Below are 16,903 nucleotides of genomic sequence, written 5' to 3'. Positions count from 1 at the left end.
CTCCCCACGGACTTCCGGGACTCACGCCCCCCGGTCGCACGGCCGCAGGTGGCCGTCGACGAGTCCGTCAAAGCCTAGCCTGATCAAGGTCTCTCCCCGTGCCGCCGTCTCGCGGAGCCCGTCCTCCAGCGCGGTCAGCTCGCGGAAGGCCGCGCCGTACCGGCGCTGCTCGGCGATCGGCAGCATCGGCACCCGGGCCCGCCGCACGTCGAGCCGGCTGGAGACGGGGTGGACGGTCCGCCCGGCGGAGCGCAGGCAGCCGGCCAGGAAGTCGGGGTCGAGCCGGGCGGGGTCCACCCGGTAGAGGGTGAGCTGCGGTCCCAGCGCCGCGCCCGGCTCGGCGACCACCCGGACCGCGCCCAGCGCGGTGGCCACGACGTCGCCGGGCCTGACCAGGACCAGCGCGGGGTCGAGCACGGTGCCCCCGGAGGGCGGCGCGCCCGCCGCGGCGTCCTCGGCGGTCAGGACCGGGACGGGCCCGGAGTCGGCGGTCATCCGGGGCGGGGCCGCCAGGACGGTGACCAGCCCGGCCTTGGCCAGCTCGCCGACCGTGGTGACCGGCAGGTCGTGGCGCTCGGGCAGCGGCTCCAGGGCCGGAGCCGTGTCCGCCAGCGCGGCCGACGCGGCCCGGAACCGGTCCAGCGCGTCGCCGAAGTCGCGGGCGAAGTCCAGCGCGCCCCGCCGGGGGCGGTGCCGGGCGGGGGTGAGGTCGACCGCGTCGTCCAGCAGGTCGATGATCCGGACCGTACGGCCGGCGCCGGACGGCTCGGCCTCCGGGTCCTCCAGGTAGGCGCGCCAGGCGGGTTCCACCGTCGACAGGTCCTCGGCCGCGTCCACCAGCAGCAGGTGGGAGGGGGGCCGCCCCCCGTCGGGGCGGCGCAGCAGCCACAGGTCCGGCCCGCCCGGGGCGAGGCTGACCACGGCCCGCAGGGCCCCGGCCCGCAGCAGGTTGCCCCGGATGCGCTTGCCCGGCCGGCGGCCGGCCGCGGCGGCGGGCATCAGGACCGCCGCCAGCCCTCCCGGCCGCACGTGGGCCAGGCAGTGCTGCACCCAGGCGAGCTCGGACTCGCCGCGGGGCGGCAGGCCGTACTCCCAGCGGGGGTCGCCGGTCAGCTCCTCGTAGCCCCAGGCGCGCTCGTTGAACGGCGGGTCGCAGACCACCGCGTCGGCGAGCTCGCCGGCGAGGCGGTCCTCGCGGAGCGCGTCGCCGGCGGTGATCCGCGCGGGCGTGCCGCGCAGCAGCAGCCGGACCGCGGCGAGCCGGGCGTTCGTCTCGTCGAGCTCCTGGCCGACCGCGGCGGCGGCGGGCAGCAGGAGGGTGCCGATGCCGCAGGCCGGGTCCAGCACGGTGCCGCCGTCCGGGACGACCAGCCGGGTCATCAGCGCGGCCACGTCCTGCCGGGTCACCGCGAGCTGTCGGGAGTGCGCCTCGGCGTAGCGCTCGCAGAGGAACTCGAACGCCGCCGGCGGGCCGTCGGCGGCGGCGAGCCGGGCGACCAGCCGGAGCAGGGCGCGGTCGTCCGGCAGGGGCTCGGCGGAGCCGGGCAGGTCGGCCGTGGCGGCGGCGACGCGTTCGGCGAGGGAGCGCCCGCCGCTTCCGCCGCGCACGCTCTGCCCGCCGTTCCCGCCGCCTCCGTCGTGCACGGTCCGCCCGCGCACGGTCCGCCCGCCGTTCCCGCCGCGCCGTCCGTCTCCGTGCCCGTCGTGCAGGCCGTGTCCGTCGCGCAGGCCGTACTCGTCGCGCAGGCCGTGTCCGTCGCGCAGGCCGTACTCGTCGTGCAGGCCATACTCGTCGCGCAGGCCGTGTCCGTCCCAGGCGCCCGGTTCGCGGTGCAGGAAGAGCAGGAAGGCGCCGATCCGGCTCACCAGGCCGCCCAGCCGCAGGTCGTCGGCGGTGGTCCGGATCCGCTGCCAGACCAGGTCGCCGAGGGAGACCTCGAAGGACTTGCCGTTGCCGCGCAGCCACGCGGCGACCTCGGCCAGGGAGAAGAGCGGGCTGGAGGCGGTGCCGCCGACCGGCTGGGGGAAGTCCTCGTGGCGGCGGCGCCAGTTGCTCACGGCGGCCCGTCCCACGTCGGCGAGCCGGGCGATGTCGCCCGCGTTGACGGTGATGTCCCGGCTCTCCTCCATGGGCAGCCAGCGTAGTTGACTGAGATGAAACGGTCTACAACATCTTTGCTTGTGAAGTGCTTCAACCAGTGCTTTACTGCCCTCATGGCACAAAACGAAGGACTGGCACTGCGCTATGCCGCCCGCTCCGATGTCGGGGTCCGCCGCGAGTCCAACGAGGACTCGGGTTACGCCAGCGCGCGCCTGCTGGCCGTCGCCGACGGGATGGGCGGCCACGCGGGCGGGGAGGTCGCGAGCGCGCTCGCCGTCACGGTCCTGGCCGCGCTCGACGAGAGCCTGCCGGCGACGGGCGCCGACCTGCGGGACGCCCTCAGGGGCGCCGCCAGGGACGTCAACCACGCGCTGCGCGAGATGGCCGACCGCGAGCCCGCGCTGCGCGGGATGGGCACCACCTTCACCGCCATGCTCTGGGACGGCGCCGCGTTCGCCCTGGCCCACGTCGGCGACTCCCGTGCCTACATGCTGCGCGACGGCGCCCTCTTCCAGATCACGCACGACCACACCCTCGTCCAGTCGCTGGTGGACGACGGGCGGATCACCCCCGAGCAGGCGGCCGAGCACCCGCGCCGGTCGATGGTCCTGCGGGTGCTGGAGGGCACCGGCGACGGCGAGCTGGACCTGACCCTGCGCGAGGCCCGGCCGGGCGACCGCTACCTCATCTGCTCCGACGGCCTGACCGCCGTGGTCGGCCCGGAGACCCTGTTCAACACCCTCACCGACGTCGGCGACCCCGACGAGGCCGCCCGCCTCCTGATCGACCTGGCCAACCGGGGCGGCGGCCCCGACAACATCACCTGCGTCGTCGCCGAGTTCGGCCCCCACCCGGCGGGCGCCGAGCGGTTCGTCGTGGGCGCCGTCACCGAGCGGAGACTGACCCCCTGACCCCGGCTTCCGCCCTGGTCGCCCGGGCGGCCTCGCCCCGCCGCTCGGGCGGCGGGCGCCGAGCCGTGCCCGGGCGCCGGGCGCGACCGGTACGGCAGGCGGATCCTAAGCGCTCGTGATCATGTAGGCGAGACCGACGAGGATGACGACGGGGATGAGCCAGACGACGGCCTCGATGGCGAATTCCTTGTACACGGCGACGTCCCTTCGCGTGGGGCGGTGGTTCGGAGACGGGCTCGGGAGACCGACGATATCGGTCGTCGGAGGACCGGCCAAGGGCCCCGCGGCACGGCGGGCCGTACGGCCGGACCGGCCCGGCGGCGTGAGTTCGGCGGCGTGGGTCCGCCGGTGCCGCGGGCCATGGTGTGGGGGTCTGCGGAGCTGCGGTCTGCGGCGCTGCGGGCTACGGCGCGGCGGCGCCGACGATCATCGGGGCGTCCTGCGCGGGCCCCGGCTCGTCGATCACGTCGGCCACCACGCAGGTGATGTTGTCCGGGCCGCCGGCGTCGCAGGCGAGCTCGATGAGCGTGCGGGTGACGGTGTCGAGGTCGTCGATCGTGGCGAGCACGTGCCGGAGCCGGTCGGCGTCGACCACCCCGGACAGGCCGTCGGAGCAGAGCAGGTAGCGGTCGCCGACCTCGGCGTCCCGCAGGGACAGGTCGACCTCGATGGTGTCGCTGCCGTCCAGGACCTGCAGCAGGATCGACCGGTGCGGGTGGCGGGCCGCCTCCTCGGCGGTGATCCGGCCGTCGTCCATCAGGGTCTGGACGAGCGTGTGGTCGTAGGTGATCTGGTAGAGGTCGCCCTCGCGGAGCAGGTAGGCCCGGGAGTCGCCGATGTGGGCCAGGGCCACCCGGGGGCCGTCCCAGAGCATCAGGGTCAGGGTGGTGCCCATCCCGGTGAGGCTCGGGTCCTGCTCGACCATCTCGCGCAGCCGCCGGTTGGCGCGGTGGACCCCGTTCTCCGCGGCGGCGACGAGGTCGGGCGGGCACTCGTGGTCCAGGGGCGCGACCGTGGCGACCGCGGCCGCGCTGGCGACCTCCCCGCCCACGTGGCCGCCCATCCCGTCGGCGACGGCCAGCAGCCGGGGGCCCGCGTAGGCGGAGTCCTCGTTGCCCTGGCGGACCCGGCCGACGTCGGAACCCGCCGCATAGCGGAGCGTGATCATCTGCACATCACTGCTGAAACGTCGAGTCGCACGAGTGAATCGCTTTCGGACGGTCGGTACGGGCACGAGATCTCCCAACGATCCACTGTGCGCCCGTACTGGCGCAAGCGGCCCGGGGAAGTGTCGTCACATCAATCGGCGCGCGCGGCGGCGCGTAAGCTGTTCCGACACCCTGGATGACGGTACGGACGACAGTACCCGGACGCGAGTCCCCACCGCACGGCGAGGAGAAGACGATGAGCACCGCGATCGCGCAGGAGGCGGCGCGGCGCCGCACGTTCGCGGTGATCAGCCACCCCGACGCCGGAAAGTCGACGATGACCGAGGCGCTGGCGCTGCACGCCTCGGCGATCACCGAGGCGGGCGCCGTGCACGGCAAGGCCGGGCGGCGCGGCGTCACCTCCGACTGGATGGACATGGAGAAGGCCCGCGGCATCTCCATCACCTCGGCCGCCCTGCGCTTCGAGTACCGCGGGCACATGTTCAACCTGGTGGACACGCCCGGCCACGCCGACTTCTCCGAGGACACCTACCGCGTGCTGGCCGCCGTCGACTGCGCGGTCATGCTGCTCGACGCGGCCAAGGGCATGGAGCCGCAGACCCTGAAGCTCTTCGAGGTCTGCCGCCACCGGCGCATCCCCGTCATCACGTTCGTCAACAAGTGGGACCGGCCCGGCCGCGAGGCGCTGGAGCTGCTGGACGAGATCCAGGAGAAGACCGGGCTCAAGCCCACCCCCATCACCTGGCCGATCGGCACCGGCGGCTTCTTCCACGGGGTGATCGACCGGATCGCCGACCGGGCCGTCCGCTACACCCGCACGCCCGGCGGCGCCACCAAGGCCATCGAGACCGAGCTCACCCCCGAGCGGGCGGTCGCCGAGATCGGCGAGGACTGGGAGCGGTCGAGGGACGAGGCCGACCTGCTCTCGGCGATCGGGTCCGACCACGACCAGAAGGCGTTCGAGGCCCACGAGACGACCCCGGTGCTGTTCGGCGCGGCGCTGTCCAACTTCGGCGTCGGCCGCCTGCTCGACGCCATGGTGGACATCGCCCCGGCGCCCGCGCCCCGCCCCGACGTCAAGGGCGACCCGCGCCCGCTGGAGGAGCCGTTCTCCGGGCTGGTCTTCAAGGTCCAGGCCAACATGGACCCCTCGCACCGCGACCGGATCGCCTTCGTCCGGGTCTGCTCGGGCCGCTTCGAGCGCGGCATGGTGCTCACCCACGCGGCGACCGGCCGCCCCTTCGCCACCAAGTACGCCCAGTCGGTCTTCGGCCAGGAGCGCGCCACGATCGACGAGGCCTACCCCGGCGACGTGATCGGCCTGGTCAACGCCACCGCCCTCCGGCCCGGCGACACCCTCTACGACGGCCGGCCGGTCGAGTTCCCGAAGATCCCGAGCTTCGCGCCCGAGCACTTCTGGACCGCCCGGGTCCGCGACTCCAGCCGGTCCAAGCAGTTCCGCAAGGGCATCGAGCAGATGGAGGCCGAGGGCGTCGTCCAGGTGCTCCGCTCCGAGATCCGCGGCGACCAGTCGCCGGTGCTCGCGGCGGTCGGCCCGATGCAGTTCGACGTGGTCAAGCACCGGCTGGCCGGGGAGTTCACCACCGAGATCGCCCTGGACCGGCTCGACTTCAGCCTGGCCCGCCTCACCGACGCCGAGTCGGCGCCCGTGCTGACCCGCCAGCGCGGGGTCGAGGTCCTCACCCGGACCATCGACGGGGCGCTGCTGGCGCTGTTCACCGACGAGTGGCGGATGCGCGGCGTCCTGCGCGACCACCCGAACCTGGTGCTGCAGCCGCTGCTCGCCGACACCCGCGGCTGACGGCCCGGCCCGCCGGGGTGGGAGCGTTTCCACCAGTTGTCCAGGCATGATGGGATAGGGCGCTATGAGCACGATTAAGTGGGGCATCCTGGCGACCGGCGGCATCGCCGCGTCCTTCACCGAGGACCTGAAGCCGCTGCCGGACGCCGAGGTGGTCGCCGTCGGGTCCCGGTCGATCGCGAGCGCGCAGGCCTTCGCCGACCGCTACGGCATCCCCCGTGCCCACGGCACCTGGGCCGAGCTGGCCGCCGACCCCGAGGTGGACATCGTCTACGTCGCCACCCCGCACAGCGCCCACTACGACGCCGTGACGACCTGCCTGAACGCGGGCAAGGCCGTCCTGTGCGAGAAGCCGTTCACCCTTGACCGGGCGCGGGCCGCCGAGCTGGTGGAGCTGGCGCGCGAGCGCGGGCTGTTCCTCATGGAGGCCATGTGGATGCGCTGCAACCCGGCCATCCGCAGGCTCGTCGAGCTGGTCCGGGAGGGCGTGCTCGGCCCGGTGAACACCGTGCACGCCGACTTCGGCATCTCCGTGGACGTCGGCCCCGACCACCGGCTCCGCGACCCCGCGCTGGGCGGCGGCGCCCTGCTGGACCTGGGCGTCTACCCGGTCTCCTTCGCCCACCTGCTGCTCGGCGCCCCCGAGAGGGTGCAGTCCTGGGCCCGGCTCACCCCCGAGGGTGTGGACGAGAACACCGGCATGCTCCTCGGCTACGCGGACGGCGCCGTCGCGATGCTCTCCTGCGGCATCACCACGCACAGCCCGGTCACGGCCTCGGTCTCCGGGCCGCTCGGCCGGATCGAGCTGCCGCACCTGTTCTTCCGGCCGGAGGCCTTCACGCTGTACCGGACGGACGGGGAGCCGGAGACCTTCCAGGTGCCCTTCGACGGCAACGGCATGAACCACGAGGCCGTCGAGGCCATGCGCTGCCTGCGCGAGGGACTGCTGGAGAGCCCGCTGGTGCCCTGGGAGTCGACGCTCGAGGTGATGGGCATCCTGGACGAGGTCCGCGCCCAGGCGGGAGTGCGCTTCCCCGGCGAGTGACCCGGTCGGGCACCCCCTGCCCGTTCACGGGAGCGAGAGGAGGGGCGCCGAACCGGCACGGCGCCCGCGACGGGCTCGGCCCGGACGAGGGTCAGGAGCTGGGGGGCTTCTCAGAGATCTCTCGGGTGCAGGATTTTGATCCGGCTGACATGGCGCAGCCGGTCGAACCCCTTGTCCTTCGTCAGCAAGAAGGCGCCGTGTTCCATCGCCGAGGCGGCGATGAGCATGTCGGACCGCTGTCCTTCACGTCCTTTCGACAGGGCTGCGGCGTTGAGCATCGCGTAGGCGACGGCCGTACGGAGAGAGAAGTCCAGCACCGGAACCAGGCGCACCAGACCACTGATCCTCCGGGTCCGTTGCTCGCGCTCCGCCTTGGTCTTCGCCTTCGCGAGCCCGGTCAGCAGCGCTCCCAAGGTCAGCACGGACATCGCCGGGTCGTAGGGAGCGAGGCGCCGTGGATCGAGGACTCCACGCTCGATGTCCGCCATGACGCAGGTGTCGATCACGACACGCGAGGTCAAGGCCGGTCCCGTATGGCGGCCTCGATGTCGTCGGCGAAGTCGGGGTCGGGACCGAACTCCTCGAACCACCGAGCCAGGCGGTCTCCTATGGCCTGGCCGGAGAAGGGCGGCCGGGGAGCGGGGCCCAGGACTGCGGCGGGCCGTCCGCCCCGGGTGATGATGATCTGCTCTCCGGCCTCCACCCGGTCGAGTAGCCGGGAGAGGGTCTTGCCTGCTTCGGCGACACCGACCGTGCTGGTGGGCTCCTCGGGGGAGGAGTCGATGGGAAGTGCACTCATACCGTCCACTGTAGCTCTGACCTCCGGATGGTTCCGGAGGTCACCGGAGCTATCCGGAGCTCCAGGTGTGCAGTGCGGAGGAGGTTCCGCCGTGACCTGACCCGGGATGCGGATCCGAGCTTCGAGGAGCGCGGTCAGGGGTGCTATGCGACCCCCGCGGCCGGCATCGCCGCCGAAAGGCCCAGGGCGCCGATCCCGCCGACGGCTCCGGCGAGCGCACCGCGGCGGCGGTCGGGCACGTGACCGAGGTCGAAGCGGGCCGCCAGGGCGAACAGGATGCCGCCGGTCATGAACCACGGCCCCCACAGGTAGGTGTACCAACGGCTCACCGGGAGCAGGTCCGGGGCGAGCACGACGGAGCCGGTCTCGACGAGGAAACCCTGCACCACGAAGAGGGTGCCGTGCCAGAACAGCAGCACGCCCGCGCCCCAGGCGGCGAACTGCAGGAGCGGGCTCACCGCCCGGCCCCGGACGCCGCGGGCGAGGGTGAGGCCCAGCAGTCCGCCGGCGACCTTGAGGAGGCCGGTGACCCACAGGGTGACCACGAACCAGGTGACCTGCTCCTCCATCAGCCGGACCAGGGAGGGGGAGATCGTCGTGGTCGCGCCCGCCGTACCGCCGAGCGCTCAGTAGAAGCTCGGCACGGCGAACGCGAACCCCCAGGCCGCGACCGCGTAGCCGGGCCACCGCCGACGAGGGCGCGCCGATTCCCGTTCTCCGGATCGTGATCTCGTCATGCCCGCACGCTACAGCGGACGGCCCCGATTCCTCGGCGGTCCTCAGAGCGGGCCGATCCCGCCCTTTCGGCGGCTGCCGCCGTACTCGGCGTGAAACCTCTTCTCCGGTCCAGCGGTCCCACGTCCATGAACGCGACCATGGCCGCCTGTCCTTCACTCCTGGTCAAGGAATGTTCGGTATGCCACCATTCGCGCATGATCGAATCATGGCCGGGCCCGTCCGCGGTGAATGAGAGATCCGGTAAGCGGTTCGTCCTGGCCGGGGTGGTCGGGATCCTGCTGCCCATCGGCCTCTTCGGATGGGCGTGGCTGATGGTCAGGCTTTTCCCCGATTCCCCGCAATGCGGTCACTACACCGGCTGTCTCGGCTTCCTCGTCCAAGCGTGGACGGTCGGGCGGTGGGTCGCGATCGTCCTCGCCTGGCCCTTGCTGTACCTGCTGCGGATACGGCCGTCCTGGCGCGTCGCCGTCCTGGCCGCCCTCTTCCTGGTGACGATCTGGAGGCTCGCCGAGGCGCTGCCGAACTCGCTGATCGACCTCTCCCTCATGCTCATCGTCTTCAGCGGCGTGATCGCCTACCCGGCTGCGTCCCTGCTGGCCATGTCCCGCACTCCCCGGCCGCTGCTCGCCTCCTCGGTCGCGCTGCTCCTGATCGTCTACGTTTCCGCCTCCCTGCTCGCGGTCTGACGTCGAGGCTTCACCCGGCGCTGTGAACCGCGCCGATGCCCTCATCGTGGTCGCGCGCGCGGAGTTTGGTCATGGCCCAGTTGACGTGGGTTTTCGCGGTCAGCGGGCTGATCACCATGCGGTCGGCGATCTGGTCGTTGGACAGGCCCCGCGCGACCAGGGCGACGGCCTCGCGTTCCCGGGCGGTCGGCTCCTCCAACCCGGCCGGGGCGCCGGTGCCGAGCAGCTGGGCGACGTACCGGTCGATCAGCCTGCGGGTGATCGACGGCGCGAGCAGGGCGTCACCGCGCGCGGCGACGCGTACGGCGTGCAGGAAGCCCTCCGGCTGGACGTCCTTGACCAGGAATTCGGCCGCGCCGGCGCGCAGCGCGTCGAAGACGTACTCGTCCAGGCCGTAGTCGGTCAGGATGACGACGTGCACCCCGGCCAGGGCCGGGTCCGCGGCGATGCGCCGGGTCGCCTCGACGCCGTCGACGATCGGTATCCGGATGTCGACGAGCGCGATGTCGGGCAGGTGCTCCCTGGCCAGTGCCAGGCCCTCCAGCCCGTCCCCGGTCTCGGCCACCACCTCGATGTCGTCCTCCAGGTCGAGGAGCGCGCGGAACCCGCTGCGGATGAGCGGCTGGTCGTCGACCAGCAGGACACGGATCACGGCGTCCGCTCCAGGGGAGTTCGGCGTGGACGGTGAAGCCGCCCTCGCCGCGCGGCGCCGCCCGCAGGCGACCGCCGAGGGCGGTGACGCGTTCGCGCATGCCGAGCAGCCCGACGCCGGGCGCGGGTACGGCGTGCGGTGCGGCCTCGCCGTCGTCGTCGACCTGGATGACCAGGGCGTCGGGACGGTGGTCGATCCGGACCGACGCGGTGGTGGCGGCGGCGTGCCGGGCGACGTTGGTCAGCGACTCCTGAACGATCCGGTACGCGGTCCGCTCCACCGCGGTCAGCTGATCGCCGTGAGCGGGGCGCGGCGGTCAGCCGGTCAGCCGGAGAGGCCGCCGTGTCCCGGAGCCTTCTCAGACCCGTTCCCAGTCGTGGCGTTCCAGGAAGGCGCGGTTGTCGACGGCGTACTCGGCGAAGGCGTCCTGGACCGTCTCCAGGTCGGCGACGTGCGTGCGGTACATGGCGTTGCGGACGCTGTCCTTGTACTCCAGCTCGTAGCCGCCGGGCTCCGGGGAGGTCTGGACGAAGTGCTCGCCGAAGACGACCAGGGCGGTGAACGGGTTCTGCGGGCCCATCGTGGCCAGCGCGTCGTGGACGAGCTGGAGGTCGGGGTCGATCAGGATCATCCCGTCGCCCGTGTGCATCTGCATGCCGGGGTAGGCGCCCAGCGGCTCGCGGTTGTGCACGAGCCGGCGCTGCGGGTCGTAGCAGACCAGCCCGCATTCCCGCGCCGCCTCGAAGGCGGCGCCCGACACCTCGTCGGCCCGTTCGCGCTCCACGGTGACGAGGGCGTACTCCGGGGAGACCTGCCGGGCCTCGGGCAGGCGCTCGGCGAACGCCGCCACCCCGGGGTGCGCCGCGGCGGCGTCGGGCTCCCCGCGGCGGAGCGCCTGGAAGACGTTCTCCGCGTGTTCCTTGGTGATCGGCTCGGGCTCGTACCAGACGGCCAGTTTGAAGCTCACCCCTCCATCGTCCTACAGCGGTGCCGGAGGGACGGACGACGCTCTCGGATGCCGAGGATTTCCCCGCCGTACGCCGTCCCGTGCGGAGCGGAACCGGGCACCGGCCGCGAAGGACTACCATCGGCGCAGTTCGGGAGCGAGGTGGCCGGGGTGGACTTTCGGGTGCTGGGGCCGGTCGGCGTGGCCGGCGACGGCGGGGAACCGCTGGACGTCGGTCCCCACCAGCAGCGGGCGGTGCTGGCCCTGTGCCTGCTCGCCGCGCCCCGGCCGGTCGCGCCGGCGCGGATCATCGACGCGCTCTGGGAGGACGGGCCGCCGCCGGGGGCGGTCAACACCGTCCAGGCCTACGTCTCCAAGCTCCGCCGCGTCTTCGAGCCGGACCGGCGGCGGACCACGCCCCCGTCGGTCCTGGTCAGCCGCCCCGGCGGCTACGCCCTCGCGATCGGTGCGGCCGACCTCGACCTGGCGCGGGCGCGCGGGTGCGCGGCCGAGGGCGGGCGGCTGGCCGCCGCCGGGGAGCACGCGGGGGCGGAGCGGGAGTTCCGGCGGGCGCTGGAGGAATGGCGGGGGGAGCCGCTGGCCGACTTCACCGGCGCCTCCTGGGCGGAGCAGGAGCGGGCCCACCTGGCCGAGTTCCGGCTGACGCTGGAGGAGGACGCGGCCGAGGCCGCCCTGGCGCTGGGCCGCGGCGACGCGCTCACCGGCGGGCTGGCCCGGCTGGTGGCCGCCCACCCGCTGCGGGAACGGCTCCGCGTGCTCGGCGCGCACGCCCTCTACCAGGCCGGGCGGCAGGCGGACGCGCTGGCCGTACTCGCCGAGGGTCGCAGGCTCCTGGCGGACGAGCTCGGCCTGGACCCGGGGCCGCCCGCACGGGAGATGGAACGGCGCATCCTCACCCAGGACCCGGCGCTCACCCCTCGCACCCAGGTCCGCAGGGCGTCCGGGACGGGCACCCTGCCGTCGGCGGGGTCGGCGGGGTCGGCGGGGTCGGCGGGGTCGGCCGCTTCGGTGGTCTCGGCGCCCCGGCTGGTCGGCAGGGGCGCGGAGACCGCCGTTCTCGACCGGGCGGTCACCGGCGACGGGCACCGGGTGGTGCTGCTGGCCGGGGAGCCCGGCATCGGCAAGACGAGCCTGGCCGAGCACGCCGCCGCGACCGCGGAGGCCGCCGGGCGGCGGGTGGCGTGGGGCCGCTGCTGGGACGGGAGCGGCGCCCCGCCCTTCTGGCCGTGGACGCAGGCCGCCGCGGAGCTGGCGGGACCGGGCGCGGAACCAGGGTCGGGCGCGGAACCAGGGTCGGGCGCGGACGCGGGACCGGGCGCGGACGCGGGGTCGGGCGCGGACGCAGGGTCGGGCGCGGACGCGGGACCGGGCGCGGAACCAGGGGCGGGCGCGGACGCGGGATCGGGGCCGGTGGACGCGGCCGGATCCGGTCCGGGTCAGGCGGGACCGGGCGCGGGTCCTGCGGGGCCGGGGGAGTACGGCGGAGCGGGAGGGCGGGGCGAGGGCGGGCGGTTCCGGTTCTACGAGGCCTTCGCCCGGCGGCTGAACGGGTACGGCAGGGTCCTGATCGTCCTGGACGACCTCCAGTGGGCCGACGCCTCCTCGATCCGGCTGCTGGAGTTCCTCGCCTCGACCCGGCTCTGCCCGGAGCTGACCGTGGTGGCCGCCTACCGGGACACCGACGTACGGCCCGGCGGGGCGCTGGAGCACGCCCTCGGCACGCTGGCGCGGCTGGCGCACGTGCGGCGGCTCGCCGTACGGGGCCTGGCCGAGGACGACGTCCGCGCGTATCTCGGCCGGGCCGGGGCCGACCCCGGCCGGGCCGCGGAGATGGTCCGGCTCACCGCGGGCAACCCGTTCTTCCTCGGCGAGGTACTGCACCTGGCCGAGGGGTCCGGGACCTCGGGGACCCCGGGGTCCCCGCTGACCGGCGCGGTCCCGGCGGTCCCGGCGGGCCCGGTCGCGCCGGCCGGCCTGTCGGACGTGGTGCGCGGCCGGCTGGCGGGGCTGCCGCCCGGGACGGAGGAGGTGCTGGCCGCCGCCGCCCTGCTCGGCCGGGACGCGCCCGCCGACGTCCTGCTCCGGGTCGTGGATCTGCCCGAGGAGGAGGTGCTCGACGTCCTCGACGCCGCGGTCCGGGCCCGGCTGCTGACCGAGGGGGACGGGCCGGCCTGCCGGTTCGTCCACGACATCGTCCGCGACGTGCTGCGCGAGGCGCTGCCGCCGCTGCGGCGCAGGCGCCTGCACGACCGGATCGCCGAGGTGCTGGAGGAGCGGGGCGGCACCCGGCTGGTCGAGATCGCCCACCACTACGGCGAGGGGGTGCTGAGCGGGCGCACGGCGGCCAAGGCCGTCGGCTACGCCCGGCGCGCGGCGGCGCAGGCCGCGGCCCAGTTCGCGCACGAGGACGCGGTGGAGCACCTGGAGCGGGCGGTCGCCCTGACCGGCGCCCTGCCCCGGTCCGACGACGCGCTCCGCTGCGACCTCCTGCTCGACCTGGCCGAGGCGCAGGCGGCGGCGGGCATGAGCACGGCCGCCCATGCCCGGCTGGAGGAGGCCGCGCGGATCGCCGAGGACCTCGGCGACGACAACCGCCTGGCCCGGGCGGCGCTGGGCCTGTCGGACCAGATCTACACGGCCATGTACGAGGAGGTGACCGACGTCGAGCGGCTCGCCGGGCGCATCGACCGGGCGCTCGCCTCGGACCTGGCCGAGGGCTCGCCGTGGCGCGCCCGGCTGCTGGCCGCCTCGGCGTTCATCGGCTCCACGGGCCGGCCCGTCGCGCGGAGCCTGGAGCGGGCGGCGCAGGCCGTACGGCTGGCGCGCCGCGGCGGCGACGAGCGGGCCCTGTCCAGGACGCTGATCGCCTGGGAGCTGCTGCTGCGCTCCGGCGACGACCACGACCTGCGGCGGGCGGTCATCGACGAGATCGTGGAGCTGGGCGTGCGCACCGGCGACCTAGTGACCGAGTGGATCGGCCGGGAGACCGACCACGTCGAGCGGACCGCCCGGGGCGAGCGCGACGGCGCGGCGCAGGCCCTCGCCTGGCTGCGGGAGAACGCCGAGCGGCTCCGGCTGCCCTCGCTGGCGGGTCTGGCCGCCTGGCAGAGCGCGGTCCACGCCTATCTCGACGGGCGGTTCGATGACGCGCTGGCGGCGGCCGAGGAGGCGGAGGCGGCCCACCCGGAGGGGGCGCTCGGCCGCGACGACGCGCACCTGCGCCGTCAGACGCTCCGCTTCCTGGCCCTGCGCGCGGACGGGCGTCCGGCCGAGGCGCTGGCGCTGGCCGAGGAGACCCTCGGCGCGCGCCCCGGGCAGCGGCCCTGGCGGCTCCTGCGCTGCCTGGCCCTGGCCGACCTGGGCCGGGCGGAGGAGGCGCGGGCGGACTTCGCCGGCCTGGCCCGCGACGGGTGCGCGGAGCTCCTGCCCGACCTGGGCTACCGGTTCGTCGCGGACGCGGCCGGCGAGCTGTGCGCCGCGCTCGGGGAGGCGGAGGCCGGCCGGGTCCTGGCGGACCGCCTGGCCCCGCACGCGGGACGCCTGCTGGGCTGGTCGGTCACCGACCTGTGCCTGGCCCGGCTGGCCCTGTCGGCCGGCGACCGGGACCGGGCCGCGGAACACCTGCGGGCGGCCGAGGCGTTCGTGCGCCGCGCCGGGGTCCGCGTCCACGGACCCGCCCTGCGGGAGCTGCGGGCGCGGCTCTCCGGCTGAGCCCGGGACCGGGCGGGCGGCGGGGGCGGAAATCCGGCGCGCCGGAGATGGCGGAACATGCATGTACGGGGGAGCATTGGGCATGTCTCCACACCGCTGAAGGGCGGTGAAATGATCGAAATCTGGCCGGGTGACCCCTATCCTCTGGGGGCCACCTACGACGGCGCGGGGACCAACTTCGCGCTCTTCTCCGAGGCCGCGGAGAAGGTCGAGCTGTGCCTGTTCGACGACGAGGGCGAGGAGACCAGGGTCTCGCTCATCGAGGTCGAGGGCCACGTCTGGCACGGCTACCTGCCCCGGGTCGGTCCGGGGCAGCGGTACGGCTACCGCGTGCACGGTCCCTACGATCCGGGCTCGGGGCAGCGCTGCAACCCCGCCAAGCTCCTCCTCGACCCCTACGCCAAGGCGATCGAGGGCGACGTGGCGTGGGACGAGGCGGTGTACGGCTACCGCTTCGGGCGGCCGGACAGCCGCAACGACGCGGACTCGGCGCCGTTCATGCCGCTCTCCGTGGTGGTCAACCCGTTCTTCGGATGGGGGCACGACCGGCCGCCCGCCACGCCGTACCACGACACGGTGATCTACGAGGCGCACGTCAAGGGCCTGACGGTCAACCACCCGAAGATCCCGGAGCGGATCCGCGGCACCTACGCCGCCATCGGACACCCGGAGATCATCGACCACCTGACCGCGCTCGGCGTGACGGCGATCGAGCTCATGCCGGTGCACCAGTTCGTCACCGACCACATGCTCGTCGACAAGGGGCTGTCGAACTACTGGGGCTACAACACCATCGGCTTCTTCGCCCCGCAGAACACCTACTCCTCGAGCGGTCAGCGCGGCGGCCAGGTGCTGGAGTTCAAGGCCATGGTCAAGGCGCTGCACGAGGCGAACATCGAGGTCATCCTCGACGTGGTCTACAACCACACCGCCGAGGGCAACCACCTGGGCCCGACGCTGAGCATGCGCGGCATCGACAACGCGGCCTACTACCGGCTCGTCGACGACGACCGGCGCTACTACATGGACACCACCGGCACCGGCAACAGCATGTTCATGCGCTCGCCGCAGGTGCTGCAGCTGATCATGGACTCGCTGCGCTACTGGGTCACCGAGATGCACGTGGACGGGTTCCGGTTCGACCTGGCGGCCACGCTCGCCCGCGAGCTGCACGAGGTGGACCGGCTGAGCGCCTTCTTCGACCTGGTCCAGCAGGACCCGGTGCTGTCGCGGGTCAAGCTCATCGCCGAGCCGTGGGACGTCGGCCCCGGCGGCTACCAGGTGGGCAACTTCCCGGCCCGGTGGACCGAGTGGAACGGCCGCTACCGCGACACGATCCGCGACCTGTGGCGGGGCGAGCCCGCCGCGCTGCCCGAGTTCGCCTCCCGGCTGACCGGCTCCAGCGACCTCTACCAGGACGACAGCCGCCGTCCCGCCGCCTCCATCAACTTCGTCACCTGCCACGACGGCTTCACCCTCACCGACCTGGTCTCCTACAACCACAAGCACAACGAGGCCAACGGCGAGGACAACCGCGACGGCACCGACGACAACCGGTCCTGGAACTGCGGGGCCGAGGGGCCCGCGACGCTGGCCATCGAGTCGCTGCGCGAGCAGCAGAAGCGCAACTTCCTGACCACGCTGTTCCTGTCGCAGGGCGTGCCGATGCTCTCCCACGGCGACGAGCTCGGCCGCACCCAGCAGGGCAACAACAACGTCTACTGCCAGGACAACGAGCTCAGCTGGGTCGACTGGTCCGACGTCAGGGAGAACTGGCTGCTGCTGGAGTTCACCCGGAAACTGGCCAAGCTCCGCGCCGACCACCCGGTCTTCCGGCGGCGCCGCTTCTTCTACGGCCGGCCGGTGCGCGGGTCGGAGGACGAGCTGAGCGACATCGCCTGGCTCACCCCGCACGGGAAGCGGATGACCGACGCCGACTGGAACGTCGGGTACGCCAAGTCGCTGGCCGTCTTCCTGAACGGCGAGGCCATCACCGAGCCGGACCGGCGGGGACGGCGCATCACCGACGACTCGTTCCTGCTGCTGATCAACGCCCACCACGACACCATCAAGTTCACGATCCCGGAGGATTACGGCGACATGTGGCTGACGGAGATCGACACGGCGATGCCGATCACGGTCGACACCCCGCTCTGCCGGGCGGGGGAGGGCGTGCCCGTGGCGGGCCGCTCGATGCGGGTGCTGCGCCGTGTCTGAGCCCGTGTCCGGCCCCGCGTCCGAGTCCGTGTCCGGCACCCGCCCCGCTTCCGGATCCGCGGCCGGGTCCGTGTCCGCCGCCCGG

The 16,903-nt window shown here is 73.8% G+C and carries 12 protein-coding genes and 2 pseudogenes; 6 read left to right on the top strand and 8 right to left on the bottom strand.

Annotation, left to right across the window (positions count from 1 at the left end; all coding sequences use genetic code 11):
- Positions 1–21 precede the first annotated feature (21 nt).
- The gene (locus HS045_RS02565) at positions 22–2,130 is read right to left on the bottom strand and encodes an N-6 DNA methylase (protein ID WP_230883396.1); all 2,109 of its coding nucleotides are present in this window, start codon (positions 2,128–2,130) and stop codon (positions 22–24) included.
- Positions 2,131–2,214: 84 nt separating this feature from the next.
- On the opposite strand from HS045_RS02565, the gene HS045_RS02555 reads away from it, so the two are divergent.
- On the top strand, positions 2,215–3,012 hold the full coding sequence (locus tag HS045_RS02555) for a PP2C family serine/threonine-protein phosphatase (RefSeq protein ID WP_196449556.1): 798 nt from the start codon (positions 2,215–2,217) through the stop codon (positions 3,010–3,012).
- Positions 3,013–3,415: 403 nt separating this feature from the next.
- On the opposite strand, the gene HS045_RS02550 is transcribed toward HS045_RS02555, so the two are convergent.
- Positions 3,416–4,180: a PP2C family serine/threonine-protein phosphatase gene (locus HS045_RS02550; protein ID WP_196449555.1), complete on the bottom strand. Its 765-nt coding sequence runs from the start codon at positions 4,178–4,180 to the stop codon at positions 3,416–3,418.
- A gap of 236 nt (positions 4,181–4,416) precedes the next feature.
- On the opposite strand from HS045_RS02550, the gene HS045_RS02545 reads away from it, so the two are divergent.
- Both HS045_RS02545 and HS045_RS02540 read left to right on the top strand, forming a co-directional pair.
- A complete protein-coding gene (locus HS045_RS02545; protein WP_196449554.1) occupies positions 4,417–6,003 on the top strand; it encodes a peptide chain release factor 3 in 1,587 nt (528 codons plus the stop codon).
- Between the two features lie 64 nt (positions 6,004–6,067).
- Positions 6,068–7,048 carry a Gfo/Idh/MocA family protein gene (locus HS045_RS02540; protein WP_196449553.1) on the top strand — a complete coding sequence of 327 codons (981 nt, stop codon included), beginning with the start codon at positions 6,068–6,070 and terminating at the stop codon, positions 7,046–7,048.
- A 110-nt stretch (positions 7,049–7,158) separates the two neighbouring features.
- Here the strand turns inward: HS045_RS02540 and HS045_RS02535 are convergent, their stop codons facing one another.
- The 3 genes and pseudogenes from HS045_RS02535 to HS045_RS02525 form a co-directional block, all read right to left on the bottom strand.
- Positions 7,159–7,554: a PIN domain-containing protein gene (locus HS045_RS02535; RefSeq protein WP_196449552.1), complete on the bottom strand. Its 396-nt coding sequence runs from the start codon at positions 7,552–7,554 to the stop codon at positions 7,159–7,161.
- Positions 7,555–7,565: 11 nt separating this feature from the next.
- Positions 7,566–7,847 carry a type II toxin-antitoxin system Phd/YefM family antitoxin gene (locus HS045_RS02530; protein WP_196449551.1) on the bottom strand — a complete coding sequence of 94 codons (282 nt, stop codon included), beginning with the start codon at positions 7,845–7,847 and terminating at the stop codon, positions 7,566–7,568.
- 143 nt (positions 7,848–7,990) lie between these two features.
- Positions 7,991–8,461, bottom strand: a pseudogene (locus HS045_RS02525) (DUF3995 domain-containing protein); the annotation flags it as partial.
- 318 nt (positions 8,462–8,779) lie between these two features.
- Here HS045_RS02525 and HS045_RS02520 point away from each other — a divergent pair.
- Positions 8,780–9,271, top strand: a complete 492-nt coding sequence (locus tag HS045_RS02520) for a hypothetical protein (protein ID WP_196449550.1) — start codon at positions 8,780–8,782, stop codon at positions 9,269–9,271.
- A gap of 10 nt (positions 9,272–9,281) precedes the next feature.
- Here the strand turns inward: HS045_RS02520 and HS045_RS02515 are convergent, their stop codons facing one another.
- The 3 genes and pseudogenes from HS045_RS02515 to HS045_RS02505 all read right to left on the bottom strand — a co-directional run bounded on the left by HS045_RS02515 (position 9,282) and on the right by HS045_RS02505 (position 10,890).
- Positions 9,282–9,923, bottom strand: a complete 642-nt coding sequence (locus HS045_RS02515) for a response regulator transcription factor (protein WP_196449549.1) — start codon at positions 9,921–9,923, stop codon at positions 9,282–9,284.
- Between the two features lie 73 nt (positions 9,924–9,996).
- Positions 9,997–10,203: pseudogene (locus tag HS045_RS36360) on the bottom strand (ATP-binding protein); the annotation flags it as partial.
- A 78-nt stretch (positions 10,204–10,281) separates the two neighbouring features.
- Positions 10,282–10,890, bottom strand: a complete 609-nt coding sequence (locus HS045_RS02505; RefSeq protein ID WP_196449547.1) for a hypothetical protein — start codon at positions 10,888–10,890, stop codon at positions 10,282–10,284.
- Positions 10,891–11,040: 150 nt separating this feature from the next.
- Between HS045_RS02505 and HS045_RS02500 the strand changes: the two genes are divergently transcribed.
- Together HS045_RS02500 and glgX are read left to right on the top strand one after the other, a co-directional pair.
- Positions 11,041–14,601, top strand: coding sequence for a BTAD domain-containing putative transcriptional regulator (locus HS045_RS02500; RefSeq protein ID WP_196449546.1), 3,561 nt, complete (start codon positions 11,041–11,043; stop codon positions 14,599–14,601).
- A gap of 111 nt (positions 14,602–14,712) precedes the next feature.
- Entirely contained in the window at positions 14,713–16,818 is a 2,106-nt protein-coding gene (gene glgX, locus HS045_RS02495; protein WP_196449545.1) for a glycogen debranching protein GlgX, read from the top strand.
- Positions 16,819–16,903: the final 85 nt, after the last annotated feature.

This window comes from Planomonospora sp. ID82291 (assembly GCF_015711645.1).
Lineage (GTDB): Bacteria > Actinomycetota > Actinomycetes > Streptosporangiales > Streptosporangiaceae > Planomonospora.
The sequence above is the reverse complement of the archived record's forward strand: the minus strand, read 5'-3'. Positions and strand labels throughout refer to the sequence as shown.

Excerpts from the sequence above, each read along its gene's own strand:
- HS045_RS02565 (WP_230883396.1), bottom strand. The coding sequence starts at position 2,130 with ATGGAGGAGAGCCGGGACATCACCGTCAACGCGGGCGACATCGCCCGG.
- HS045_RS02555 (WP_196449556.1), top strand. The coding sequence starts at position 2,215 with ATGGCACAAAACGAAGGACTGGCACTGCGCTATGCCGCCCGCTCCGAT.
- HS045_RS02550 (WP_196449555.1), bottom strand. The coding sequence starts at position 4,180 with ATGATCACGCTCCGCTATGCGGCGGGTTCCGACGTCGGCCGGGTCCGC.
- HS045_RS02545 (WP_196449554.1), top strand. The coding sequence starts at position 4,417 with ATGAGCACCGCGATCGCGCAGGAGGCGGCGCGGCGCCGCACGTTCGCG.
- HS045_RS02540 (WP_196449553.1), top strand. The coding sequence starts at position 6,068 with ATGAGCACGATTAAGTGGGGCATCCTGGCGACCGGCGGCATCGCCGCG.
- HS045_RS02530 (WP_196449551.1), bottom strand. The coding sequence starts at position 7,847 with ATGAGTGCACTTCCCATCGACTCCTCCCCCGAGGAGCCCACCAGCACG.
- HS045_RS02520 (WP_196449550.1), top strand. The coding sequence starts at position 8,780 with ATGATCGAATCATGGCCGGGCCCGTCCGCGGTGAATGAGAGATCCGGT.
- glgX (WP_196449545.1), top strand. The coding sequence starts at position 14,713 with ATGATCGAAATCTGGCCGGGTGACCCCTATCCTCTGGGGGCCACCTAC.